Genomic DNA, 13,110 nt, shown 5'->3' on the forward strand with positions numbered 1-13,110 from the left:
AGCAGGCAAAAATATATGAGGCTCTCGGAGTGAAGGTACCAACCTCGTCATGTTAACTCCGAGAATCCAGGAGTCAAGCCAACTCACCGATAGCGAGTCTTGGGTATCTGGTGGCAACTCTATGGTACTAAGCGTAGACAGCAAGGTGATAGGGTCATAAGGCATTTCAGCCCCGAAATCCTAGTCAATCAATGTGGAGACATATTACTAACGATGAAATCCAACATCGCGGCATTCGTATTTGGCAAGAATATCGTGGACATTGCGGGGCAGAGGTCAGCCATGTCATATAATGGCACTATAATTTGGGAGGATAGCAAGGGGAAAAAGAAAAAAGCCGGAAACTATCTTGTAGCGCCTGACATTTTCTGATATATTATGAAAAATAGTACGCAAAGTTATTTATAAAATTTTCTGAACAACATTGGCAGTGAGGTATAGTTCCGTTAATATTAACATATAAATAAATCAGTGATATCACTGATTGGGCTGGTCGAAAGACCCTGGTCCACCGAACGGCGGGGAATTTCCCCGCTATTTTTTTAGGGAAGTCTAAGAGGAATGAAGGAAATAATCTATGGCTGATAAGATTTTAAGTGTTTTTATAGATGAATCGGATGATTTTGGGCCATATGATTTTCGTGCGCCATTTTATCTGATTGCAATGGTTCTGCATAATCAGGATATTGATATTAGCAAGAATATTGATGATTTGGAGAGACATTTGATAAACATTGGATACAAACAACATGCCATCCATACGGGGCCGCTGATCCGCAGGGAATCCGTCTATACCAATGATCTTATGGAAGAACGCAAAAGGCTTTTTAATGCGTTATTTAATTTTACCCTTAAATTGGATTTCCATTATATTTGCGCCAAAATAAGGAAAGATGAATGTCCAGATGTAATTACGTTAACAGCGAGAATATCAAAAGCGATTGCAGGAATACTTAAGGGTCATCAAAACTTTTGGGAGCAGTTTAACCGCTTTATAATTTATTACGACAATGGGCAGATTGAACTTACCAAAATTCTGACTTCTGTTTTTAATACACTTTATGCCCATGTAGAATTCCGAAAAGTAAAGCCAGTAGATTATAAATTGTTTCAGGCGGATATCGCAATTTGTCGAACCGCAATTTGGGTGGGGTAAATTCCTCATAGGTGGGGTAAAAGGGGTAAATATTTTTACTCCGGGGTAAAAAGTCATCAGAATCTAACAGCGGCACAGGCGGCTATTTCCAATTGATGCCATAGGAATTTGGGTACTCGCAGGCAAAAGTATACTTTCACGCAAAAGTCCGGGGTTTCCGTGATAGTATAAAACGGAAAGGTAAAAAGGAGTAGGATAGTGTCGGTTTTAGCTGAAAGGCGTATTGACTTGACGGAAAATGCTGTTGAAAAACGGGGGATATGATACAAACACGGAAACTGCATGGAGTTTTCGTGTTTGTATATGAGTTTCCGTGATAATACAGATATTCATATTAAATTACAGGAATCATATCTGATATTTTCTATCATATTTTTCCATGAAACAGATAAGGATTAAAAAATATTCCTGAAACAGAAGTTGAAGATAAAGGCGGACAGTGGCATAATAAAAACCATACTCCCAAAGAAAGGGGAATTTGTATGGATAAGATTCTGGTGGTTGAAGATAACATGGAACTGTCTGATACCCTCTGCCGCAACCTGCAGGCGGAGGGCTTCACGCCATATGCTGCATTAAGTCTCGCGCAGGCCCGGAAATATTTGGACAGCGGGATTGATTTATGTCTGCTGGATATAAACCTGCCGGATGGTGACGGGTTTGCTTTCTGCCGCAGCTTAAGTGAAAATACAGCTATTCCCGTCATTTTGCTGACGGTGCGGGATGGGGCGCAGGACATGGTGCGGGGGCTGTCCATTGGGGCGGATGACTATGTGGTGAAGCCTTTCCGCATGGATGTCCTTGTGTCAAGGATACGGGCTCTGCTGCGCAGGGTGAGGAACCGCAGGCCGGAGGACGGAAGCCTTTACTGCGGGGATGTCTGCATCAACAAAAAGACATCCAAAGTCTATAAAAAAGACTGCCCGGTAGAGTTGACACCGAATGAATACCAGCTCCTTCTTCTGCTTCTGGAGCATAAGAACCAGACCATTACCCGTGAGCAGATTTTGGAAAAGCTGTGGGATGTGGATGGCAATTATGTCAATGACAATACGCTTACCACGCTGGTAAAGCGCTTGCGGCAGAAGGTGGAGGATCATCCGCAGATGCCAAAAATCCTCCTGACAGTCCGTGGATTTGGGTATAAGGCGGTGGACTATGAGGGATAAAAAGAAGGGGAACAGGATTTTAATATGCGGGATTGTGCTTTCCATCTGCCTGTTCGTTCTGGCAGGCGGTGTTATCCTACACCTGTCAGAAACATTTATCAGAAACGGTATTGCGGATATGGCCGGGGCTGTGGGGATTGCCGCTCCGGAACAGCTCGATGGTGTCATGCACCTATACAAGTCTGGCGATGGCCTGAGGGATGTGGGGGAAGAAATCTTAAGGCAGTACGGTTATGGGAGGGATGTATATTCTTTTGTTCCGGCATGGTATGGGGCAGCGGCATATGCCATCCCTTTCTGTATCATACTGGTCATGCTGTTTTCTTTTGGGCTTTACTGGAGGCACAGGATGAAGGAGGCAGAGAAACGGACAGTGGCGCTTTCCGGCTATCTGGACAGGATCATGGAAGGGCAGTACGACACCCTGATGAAAGATGATACCGGTTCCGCGCTGGGGGACAGCATCTATAAAGCGGTGGTGCTTCTCCGGGAGGAACGGGAGCAGGCACAGAAGGCAAAGAAGAACCTTGCGGACAACATGGCTGACCTGTCCCACCAGTTAAAGACCCCGGCGGCATCCATAGGGCTTACCCTTTCGCTGCTGAAAAAGAAAGCGTGGGATGAAGAAACAGAACAGGACATCATACGGATGGAAGGACAGGTCGGCCGCCTCCAGCACCTGGTCGGCTCCATGCTCACCCTGTCAAGACTGGATGCGGGCGTGCTGAAGCTGGAAGAAAAAGAGTTTGACCTGGAGGAAATGCTGGTGGATGCAGTCCAGCCCTTTGTTCGGCAGATGGAAGAAAAGGGGATATGCTTTGGGATACAGGGCGCTGACGGAATTTCGCTTTCCGGGGATTTCGGATGGTGCAGCGAGGCGTTCGGCAATATCATCAAAAACTGCGTGGAGCATACGCCGGAGCAGGGGAATATCCGTATTGCCTGCCGGGACAATCCTATCTATACGGAAATCGTTATTCAGGACAGCGGCAGGGGATTTGATGAAGCAGACCTTCCCCACTTGTTTGAGCGGTTTTACCGGGGCGCAGGATCTTCCAAAGATAGTGCAGGAATCGGGCTTTCCCTGGCAAAATCCATTATTGAGAAAGAAAACGGGACGGTCACGGCAGAAAATACACAGACAGGGGGCGCAGGATTCTATATAAAATTTTACCATTGTCACCGAATTAGCACATAAGGGTGGTAGTATGTAAGGAAGTTCCAAGCCCTGTGGGGCAGGGTTTGTTACATACTTAAAAACAAGAGAGGTGCTGTTTATGGATATTTTAAGGACCGAGGGGCTGACCAGGAAGTATGGGACGGGGCAGACAATGGTGACGGCTTTGGACCATGTAGACCTGCAGGTGGAAAGGGGGCAGTTCGTTGCCATTATCGGGGCATCAGGCTCCGGCAAGTCAACGCTGCTCCATCTTTTAGGCGGTGTTGACCGTCCCACAAGTGGGAAGATATTTGTGGAAGATGTGGACATAGCAACTCTTGGAGAAGAACGGCTGGCGCAGTACCGCAGGCGCAAGGTGGGGCTTATCTACCAGTTTTACAACCTTATCCCCACGCTCAGTGTGAAGAAGAACATCTGTCTGCCCATGCTCCTGGATAACAAGGAGCCGGGTAAGGAACGGTTTGATGACATTGTAAGGACATTAGGGCTGGGTGACAGGCTGGAACACCTGCCGGGGCAGCTTTCCGGGGGACAGCAGCAGAGGGCGGCGATCGGGCGGGCATTGATCTACCAGCCCGCGATCCTGCTGGCGGACGAGCCGACAGGGAACCTTGACCGGAAGAATACGGAGGAGATTATCTCCCTGTTGAAACTGTCCAACCGCCAGTATAAACAGACCATCCTGCTGGTCACCCATGATGAGAATGTGGCGCTGGAAGCAGACCGTATCATCAAGATAGAGGATGGGAAGATCATCTCGGATAAGGCGGTGCGGCCATGAACATCATACGGGAATACAGCTTAGACCAGGTGCGTAAAAACCGCCGCACATCCATTTCCATTATTGTTGCGGTTCTGATCGCTTCCACGTTTTTATGTACATTGCTTGTTTTTGCGCAGAGTTTCTGGAACCAGATGGTACAGCAGGAGATTTATACCTCCGGGGATTGGGATGCGGAGCTTATGGATGTCCCGGCAGACAGGCTTGGCATGGTGAGGGACAATGCAGGCGTAAAAACCATGTTTGTGAAAGGGGACAACCAGACTGCGTTCCTGCCGGAAGGAACCGCGCTTCCGTATTTTTTGATACAGAACTGCGACAGCAATTATTGGGACGCCATGTATGAAAAGAATATGATTCTGAGAGGGCGCATCCCACAGGCTCCCGGCGAGGTCGTGGTCAGCAAGGATTTCTTTTCGCAGAATCAGACATATGGCATTGGCGACACGCTTGCCGTGGAAATAGACAGCAATGTGCGGACGCACATGGAAGGAAGCCAGCAGAAGGACGCGGCCAGCCTGACCATTGTGGGGGAACTGGATGTGTCCGTTTCCTCCGGCTATGAAGGATACCTTGCCTATGGCTTTATGGAGCCGGATGAGCTTTCGCCGGACAGTGAGGTGGTAGTCTACCTCCAGATGGAGCGGAGGGGGAAAGTATATACAGCAGTCCCGCAGATTGCACAGGCGATAGGGCTTCCGAAGGATGAATACGGGAACTACCCGTGCCGCTACCATTCCACGCTGCTTGCATGGCACGGGGTATATGCGCCGGGGAGTTTTTTCCAGAGTGATGTGCCGAAGCTGTTCTTGGGACTCCTGCTTGCGGCAGGCGCATCGATGGCGGTATTTGCCTATATCATAAGGGGCGCTTTCGGGATTTCGGCGAAACAGAAGATCCATCAGCTTGGCATACTGAAATCTGTGGGGGCGGGGCCGAAACAGATAGGAAGGACGGTCATTTATGAGGCGTGTATCCTTTCGGTTATTCCCATCCTGCTTTCAATGGTTCTGGGATACCTGTTTTCCTTCGGTGTTCTGTCAGCCTATTCCGGTATGACCAGTGAAGTGTTCGGGAGCAGGATGGAGGTTTCCTTTTCCCCGGCAGCGGCGCTCATGGCGGCAGTGTTTTCCTTTGTTATGGTCCTGCTTGCCGCACACGGGCCGGCGAAACAGATGTCAAAGATTCTGCCCATAGAGGCAGTGCGCGGGGAGCAGTACAGCATTTCCGTAAAGAAAGCAAAGAGCCATCCCGTATTGGCAAAGCACTTCGGATTCCTTGGGGAGATAGCGGTGAACTCGGTAAATGCGGGCAGAAAACTGTACCATACCTGCATGGTGACGCTTTCCCTGTGTATGCTCCTTGCCTTTGGGTTCCTGGCAGCGTTCACGGTTTCCGATATCAGCAATGCGCAGGCGGAAAACAGGAATCATTTTGATGTAAATATCACGTTGAGGACAGGGGAGCGGATAGATGGTGCGCTCCTTGCAGAACTGAAAGCCATGCAGGGGGTACAGGGAATATCTGTTTATGCAAGGGCAAACTGCGCTGTCTGGCTTTCCGGGAGTGACCAGTCGGCAGAATTCCTGCAGGCAGGAGGTTTTGATGGCGCAGACGGCTACATCGTGGAGCGTGACGGGCGTTACCGTATACCGTGTGTGCTGGTGGGGATGGAGCAGGATGCCTATGAAAACGTTCTGCGGGAAGCGGGCATGGAGGCTTTGCCGGAATCTTCCGCCATCATTGTAAACAGTGTGGCAAAGAACCCCGGTGCAAGGGATTATGAGGCAATGCAGGAAACGGTCCCTTACCTGAATCTCCGGCAGGGACAGAGGGTGGAGCTGACAGAGAAGTATTCGGATGATACTCAGGGTGACTATGAATTTACGGTGGATGTTGCGGCAGTGATTCCGTCAATGCCGGAGATCGGGCTTGCTCCTTCGTTTTATACGCTTCCTGTTATCGTGCCAATGGAGGAATATTATGCAATTATCGGGAATTTCAGTGATGAGATGGAGGTTTATAATTACAGGAACTATGTAAATTATGTTGCGCCGGATGGAATGGATGAAGAAATCCAGGGCGAGGCGGAAAGGATATGCAGCGCTTATCTGGGCAGCAGTGATTTTATGACTTCAAGCAAGACGGAGCGCATGAGGAACCGAGGGAGGATGACAGGGGCGACAATGTTTGTCGTGTGCAGCCTTGCGGCGCTGTTCGGGATTGTGGGCATTTCCTCGGTGCTTTCGGCAATCCTGAACAGCTTAGGCCAGAGGAGGAAGGAATTTGCCATGCTCCGCTCGGTAGGTGTGGATGAAAAGGGAATCCGGCGGCTACTTGGGATGGAAGGGTTTCTGCTGTCAGTCCGGCCGATGCTGATCGGGCTTCCGATGCTTATCATTATATGTGCGGCACAGTGCTATATGATGGGAGTGTCTATAGTGGAGTTCCTGTGCGCTTTCCCGGTGTGGGTGCTGTTGATGTACATTGTCATGGTGCTTCTTGTGATCAATGGGATTTATATGCTGGCTTCTAAGAAAATCAGGGATGATGTCATTGTAGAAGCAATCAAGGACGATACAGTATAGGAATCATTGCAGTGATAGAAAACAGTCCGGGAGGCATATCGGCAAAGCACGGAAAATCTGAAATCCTATATGCAGCGCCAGTGGAGCCTTGTGGGAGGAATGGCTGGCACGTTCAGGGAGATGGGGTAATAAGGTTGGAATTGTAAAGAGACAGAGAAGTGCATTGATGGCAGAACAAAGCAGGGAAGGAAAAAGAAAAAATGAAATTATTTATCATCGAGGATGAAGTTCCTATTCGGCAAGAGTTAACACAGTTTCTTGAAAAATATGGCTTTCAATGTGAGAGCAGTGACGATTTTCATGGCATAGCACAGCTTGCGCTTGCTTCCGGGGCAGACCTGATTCTGCTGGACATCAATCTGCCCTATCAGGACGGCTTTCAGGTATGCCGGGAAATCCGGCAAAGCTCAAGCGTTCCGATTATTGTGCTTACCAGTAGGAACACCGACTTTGACGAACTGATGAGCCTGAACATCGGTGCGGATGATTTTGTATCCAAGCCATATAATGCACAAGTGTTGCTGGCACGAATACAAAAACTTCTTTCAAGAGCCAGTGAAGCACAGGACAGTGTGGTGCTTACCCATAAGGGGCTGACCTTGAATTTACTAAAGGCAGAAATCAGTTATAACGGCCAGAATAAGAAACTTACCAAAAACGAAATGGGGATTTTGCGGCTGCTGATGGTAAACAAAGGGAACATCATTCCAAGGGATGCCATTATTGACGATCTTTGGCAGAGCGAAGAATTCATTGATGAAAATACCCTTAATGTAAATATCGTCCGCTTACGGAAAGCGCTGGCGGAAATCGGGCTTCCCGATTATCTGGAGACAAAGCGTGGATTGGGGTACCTTGTATGAAAGTGAAAGATTATGCGGCAGACCATATTTTTTCTTTTATTTGTCTGATAGTGTCAGGGCTGCTTGTTTTTGGGTTACTCTGGCTGATTGAAATACCAATCGTTTTTATCTTCTTTGTGGAGGGCATTTTGTTTATGGCGTTTTTATGCGCTTTTCTGTATGATTACTTACGTAGGCGCAAGTTTTATAATCAGTTATGGGAAATCTTGGAGCGGCTAGAGGAAAAAACTTTGATTGGGGAAATCCTTGTACAGCCTGGTTTTTTAGATGGGCAGATATTGGATGAGATACTGCGGCGCTGTAACAAGTACCAAAATGACCGGGTGGCAGATGCCAAGCAGGACAGCCAGGAGTACCGTGAATACCTTGATTCATGGGTACATGAGATCAAGACGCCGATCGCTGCAGCCCGCCTGATCGTGGAGAACAATAAAAACCCGGCCACCCTGCGGATTGACGATGAACTGCGCAGGATAGACGGTTTTGTGGAACAGGTATTATATTATGCCCGCTCTGCGGCAGTGGAAAAGGACTTCAAGGTGGAAAGAACGACTTTGCAGGCACTTGTAAATTCTGCCCTGAAGACTTACTCAAAGCCGCTGATACAGGCGGGAGGCAGACCTGTTTTTAACGGGCTGGACGTTCCTGTCTGTGCAGATACGAAAAGCTGCGCTTTTGTCATTGGCCAGATCATATCAAATTCGATTAAATACCATGCTGAGAATTTACAAGTCTCATTTTCGGCATACACAGAACAGAATGCTGTCCGGCTACTCATTTCGGACAATGGGATTGGCATTTCATCTTCAGACCTACCCCGTGTTTTTGATAAAGGCTTTACCGGGGATAACGGCCGAAAGTATTCCAAATCTACGGGAATCGGTCTGTACCTTTGTAAAAAGCTCTGCAATAAAATGAACATGGAAATTACCATTCAAAGTGATCTGGGACAGGGGACGACAGTCATTTTGTTTTTCCCACAGGAAAGCTACTTGCAGGAGGCGGGATTATGACCCGCCTTTTTGCTTAACATAAAGATGTCTGGCGAAGCCTGGCATCTGTTGTTTCCTTACATTTTGGTAATGAAAATGTAATCTAAAATAATGGCAGGTTTCAAGGCGGTATGGTAGATTAGGGTTGCAATAGGGATTACCCTTTTGGAAAGGAGACAAACATACGATGAACGATGCAATCTTACAAGTAGATGATATCCAAAAGTATTATGGCAACAAGGGCAGCCTGACAAAAGCCGTAGACCATATTTCCTTTCAGGTCTGCAAAAGCGAGTTTTTGGGCATTATGGGGGCTTCCGGTTCCGGAAAGACAACGCTTCTCAACTGTATCTCGACAATCGATACGGTGACAAGCGGGCATATTTTTGTAGACGGGAAAGACATCACCGCCCTGCACGGTTCACAGCTTGCAGATTTTCGTGGAAAGAAGCTGGGATTCATTTTTCAGGACTTTAACCTTCTGGACACGCTGAACGCTTATGAAAATATCTCCCTCTCGTTATCTATCTCAGGGGTAAAGCCGGCAGAGATTCAAAGGAAAGTGCTGCAGATTTCAGAGGCTCTTGGAATTTGCGGAGTACTGGACAAGTACCCCTACCAGATGTCGGGAGGACAGCAGCAGCGTGTGGCGGCGGCAAGGGCAATGGTGACAGACCCTGCAATGGTCATGGCCGATGAACCGACCGGCGCGTTGGATTCCAATTCCTCCCGGATGCTGCTGACCATGCTGACAGAACTGAATGAACGCCTTGATGCTACGATCCTCATGGTAACGCATGACGCATTTTCTGCAAGCTACTGCCACCGCATCCTTTTTATCAAGGATGGGAAAATATTTAACGAGCTGAATCGTGGCGCTGACAGCCGGAAAGACTTTTTTGCAAAGATTCTGGAGGTGGTTTCCGTTTTGGGAGGTGAGCAGAATGACCTCTTGTAAACTGATTATAAAAAATGTGAGGAAGAATATCCGGGATTACCTGATTTACTTTTTGACCCTTATGATCTCGGTAAGTGTCTTTTACGCATTTAATTCCATTTCAGACCAGCCGGCTTTTTCAGAAATGGGTATGACAAAGACGCTTTTGTATGACCAGCTTGGCATCCTGCTTTCTACACTGACAGTGCTGATTGCCATTGTCCTTGCGTTCCTGATCATTTATGCGAACCAATTTTTACTGAAGCGGAGGAAAAAAGAACTGGGCCTCTATATGGTTCTTGGCATGAAAAAGGGCCGCATTTCCCGGATATTTGCAGGGGAAACGTTTTGCGTTGGGGTGATTGCGCTTGTGACAGGCCTATGCCTTGGCGTTGCGTTATCGCAGGGAATATCATTAGTCGCTTTAAAACTGTTTGCTATTGAACTGTCAAAGTTCCAGCTTGTTTTTTCAATGGGAGCTTTTCAGAAGACTGCCCTGTGTTTTGCGGTTATTTTCCTGCTTGTCATGACCTTTAATGTATGGTCTGTCTCCAGCGTACAATTGATTGACCTTTTGACAGCCGGCAGGAAAAATGAAACATCACAAAATCGGAGCTGCCTTTTGCCCGTGCTGCTGTTTTTGGTTTCCCTAGCTTGCATCCTGTCTTCCGGGGTGATGTTCTACAGAAACGGTATTTTACCCTCACGGGAGAACCGGTCTTTTCAGGTGGCGGGCATCCTGCTTGTGGCAGGGACATTCATCTTCTTTTATTCCCTGTCCACTGTGTTTGTCCAGATACTACGGGCAAATAGTAACGTTTATTTGAGGGGGCTGAACACATTCCTCGCCCGTCAGATTGGCAGTAAAATCCGCACGAATTATTTTATCATGACGATTGTCTGCGGATTGCTCACAGTGACGGTCTGCGCTGTATCGGTTGGCGTAAGCACCGCACTTGCCATGAATGAACTGTCCGGGTCTGCCACACCCTATGACTTGAATGTGCTGTCAAATGTCAGCATGGACGGCGACAGCAGCATTTTGGAATATCTCGCATCCAAAGATGCCGACTTATCCGGCTATGCGGAGAATATGGAGCAGATCAGCATTTATGAAGCAGATTTTACTTATGGCAGTTTGTTTGAAGGTCAGAATGTGGAACTGTGGCCCATTGACGAAGGAATTTCAGATAGCGGTGTTTCTGTACTTGCTGTTTCGGATTTTAACCGTGCCCTGGCAATGCAGGGAAAAGAACCTGTGGTATTGACAGAAAATCAATATCTGCTGAACTGTAATTACAAGGGAACTTTTCAGTATGTGGAAAAAGCATTGGAAAGCCATGCGGATTTAGTGCTGGCAGGAATTCCTTTGCAAAGGGCATCGGATACGGTTTTAGAGGAAACCTACTTTATGACCTCTGTGGGGAACAATGACCGGGGGTCGCTGATTGTCCCGGATGCGGTTGTTCACAGTCTTACGAAAGATGTAAATGTACTTTTGGTGCAATACCGGCCAGATGCTGATTCGGATGCGGTTTTGCAGAAAATGATCCCGATTGGGCTGGATGATACCCACGGTTACCGTTATGCGGAAAAGAACATGATGTATGATATGTTCTATGGATTAAATGCGTTGATTTCATTCCTCTGTTGCTATATCGGCCTGATATTTTTGCTGATCTGCGCCGCGTTGCTGGCTTTGAAACAGCTTACGGAAACAACTGATAACATTTACCGTTACGGTCTGCTCCAAAAGCTGGGGGCAAAGAAGGAACAGATTAACCGCGCCCTGCTGTCTCAGACAGCAATCTTCTTTGCGGCTCCGCTTGCAGTGGCGGGTATTTTTTCTGCCGTCCTGATGGGAAAAGCAATGGAAATCGTAGAGGAATTTATGAACATCCATATTTCAACAAACTTAGGTTTCACAGTTGTACTGTTTCTTGTGGTATATGGGAGCTACTTTCTTGCCACTTATCTGTCCTGCAAACGGATGGTAGTAGAACATCAGAATAAACGAATGGAGGAATAAAGAATATGCCGGAAAATATTAAATGGGATGCTGTATTTCAAAGTATCGTTGATACATGGCTGCCGCTGTTTGGTGTCATTTTCGCAGTTATTGTTATTGCTGTGGTAGTCCATATCATCAAGAAAAAACATAAAAAATGAAAAATGCCGGAATTAGTAGAAAGAAAATAGTACCAATAAAAAGAAATATCATCCTGTCCATGCTGCTATGTGTCAATATTCTTGTGGCCTGGACGGTATGTGTCAATACGGCATTGATGGTTAGTACAATTTCAATTTCAAGCAGCCATATCCCTGCCGCATTTTCCGGCTTTCGGATAGCGCAGATATCAGACCTGCATAATGTTGAATTTGGAAAAAACAATGCAGAACTGTTAAAACTGCTATCCGAAAGTAAGCCGGATATCATCGTGATAACTGGCGAACTCATAGATGCCAATCACACGGATGTAGGGATAGCGTTAGGCTTTGCGCAGGAATCCGACAGGATTGTCCCGACCTATTATGTGACGGGAAAACATGAAGCAGCAAGCCCGCAATATGATGCTTTGCAAGCTGGGCTTAAAGATGCGGGGGTTATCGTGCTGGAGGATGAAGCCATTTCTTTAGAGCGGAATGGGGAAACCATAACACTGCTTGGATTGGCAGATCCCGATTTTACGGTCAAGGGGGATATGTTTGGTGAAGTCCCCGCTATGGTCAGTACGAAATTGAAGAATCTGATTGGCGATGAAAGCGGATACACTATTTTGTTCTCACATAGGCCGGAGCTGTTTGAAACCTATGTGGATGGCGGTATTGATTTGGTTTTTAGCGGCCATGTACATGAGGCCAGTTCCAGCTGCCGTTTATCGGCGGGCTGGTTGCCCCCAATCAAGGGCTGTTTCCCAAATCTGATGTTGGACTGTATACAGACGGCGGCACAAGCATGGTGGTCAGCCGTGGCATTGGAAACAGCATCATACCATTCCGTTTCAATAACCGCCCGCCCAAGAACATGGCCTTGCAGTCGGAAAATTCCAACAGGTAGGCGAGCATCCCAAAACGGGAGCCCAGCATGGTCTGCTCACTGACGTATCGGTCAATCAGCAGCCGTATTTCTTTTGATAAATCCATCCTGTCCAGTTCGCCGGAGTATATGTCCGACCTTCGGAGAATCGCCTGATATTCCCCGTCACTGCTTACGATGCCATTCATGATGCCGTTCATGCGGATGTCCATGAGCTGGTATAATGCAGAATCTTTTTCCAATCCAATCCCTCCTGCTACAATGTATTTATGGTTAATACCCCTTACAGCCAGTAAGGAATTATCCATCTTGTTGCTTAAGCTGTTAGAATGAGTGATGCAGATGGTCTGGCAGATCCCTCCTGGAACTTTACGTCCGTACGGAAGTCAGCCAACCAGCCCTCATTC

12 protein-coding genes are annotated in these 13,110 nt (G+C 47.4%); all 12 read left to right on the forward strand.

Translation table 11 applies throughout. The features are described from left to right. The first annotated feature begins 213 nt into the window (after positions 1–213). The 12 genes from D5281_RS18255 (at position 214) to D5281_RS18305 (ending at position 12,767) form a co-directional block, all read left to right on the forward strand. A complete protein-coding gene (locus D5281_RS18255) occupies positions 214–372 on the forward strand; it encodes a hypothetical protein (protein ID WP_160561524.1) in 159 nt (52 codons plus the stop codon). Between the two features lie 205 nt (positions 373–577). Further along, complete coding sequence (locus D5281_RS18260; RefSeq protein ID WP_160561525.1) at positions 578–1,156, forward strand: hypothetical protein; 579 nt, start codon at positions 578–580, stop codon at positions 1,154–1,156. A gap of 482 nt (positions 1,157–1,638) precedes the next feature. Further along, positions 1,639–2,325 (forward strand): response regulator transcription factor, encoded by a 687-nt coding sequence (locus D5281_RS18265; RefSeq protein WP_160561526.1) that lies wholly within the window; start codon positions 1,639–1,641, stop codon positions 2,323–2,325. Then, a complete protein-coding gene (locus D5281_RS18270; RefSeq protein ID WP_160561527.1) occupies positions 2,315–3,523 on the forward strand; it encodes a sensor histidine kinase in 1,209 nt (402 codons plus the stop codon). The genes D5281_RS18265 and D5281_RS18270 overlap by 11 nt, the downstream gene beginning before the upstream one ends. A 79-nt stretch (positions 3,524–3,602) precedes the next feature. Next, positions 3,603–4,286, forward strand: coding sequence for an ABC transporter ATP-binding protein (locus D5281_RS18275; RefSeq protein WP_160561528.1), 684 nt, complete (start codon positions 3,603–3,605; stop codon positions 4,284–4,286). Then, positions 4,283–6,874, forward strand: a complete 2,592-nt coding sequence (locus D5281_RS18280) for an ABC transporter permease (RefSeq protein WP_160561529.1) — start codon at positions 4,283–4,285, stop codon at positions 6,872–6,874. The genes D5281_RS18275 and D5281_RS18280 overlap by 4 nt, the downstream gene beginning before the upstream one ends. A 200-nt stretch (positions 6,875–7,074) precedes the next feature. Further along, positions 7,075–7,737 (forward strand): response regulator transcription factor, encoded by a 663-nt coding sequence (locus D5281_RS18285; protein ID WP_160561530.1) that lies wholly within the window; start codon positions 7,075–7,077, stop codon positions 7,735–7,737. Continuing rightward, entirely contained in the window at positions 7,734–8,750 is a 1,017-nt protein-coding gene (locus tag D5281_RS18290) for a sensor histidine kinase (RefSeq protein ID WP_160561531.1), read from the forward strand. The genes D5281_RS18285 and D5281_RS18290 overlap by 4 nt, the downstream gene beginning before the upstream one ends. Positions 8,751–8,916: 166 nt before the next feature. After that, positions 8,917–9,687, forward strand: coding sequence for an ABC transporter ATP-binding protein (locus tag D5281_RS18295; protein WP_160561532.1), 771 nt, complete (start codon positions 8,917–8,919; stop codon positions 9,685–9,687). Beyond that, entirely contained in the window at positions 9,674–11,695 is a 2,022-nt protein-coding gene (locus tag D5281_RS18300) for an FtsX-like permease family protein (RefSeq protein WP_160561533.1), read from the forward strand. Before D5281_RS18295 ends, D5281_RS18300 begins: the two co-directional genes overlap by 14 nt. A 5-nt stretch (positions 11,696–11,700) precedes the next feature. Then, on the forward strand, positions 11,701–11,835 hold the full coding sequence (locus D5281_RS25900) for a hypothetical protein (protein WP_277935448.1): 135 nt from the start codon (positions 11,701–11,703) through the stop codon (positions 11,833–11,835). Then, a complete protein-coding gene (locus D5281_RS18305) occupies positions 11,832–12,767 on the forward strand; it encodes a metallophosphoesterase (RefSeq protein WP_330585138.1) in 936 nt (311 codons plus the stop codon). Before D5281_RS25900 ends, D5281_RS18305 begins: the two co-directional genes overlap by 4 nt. The last annotated feature ends 343 nt before the right edge of the window (positions 12,768–13,110 follow it).

It is taken from the genome of Parablautia muri, assembly GCF_009917485.1.
GTDB lineage: Bacteria > Bacillota > Clostridia > Lachnospirales > Lachnospiraceae > Suilimivivens > Suilimivivens muri.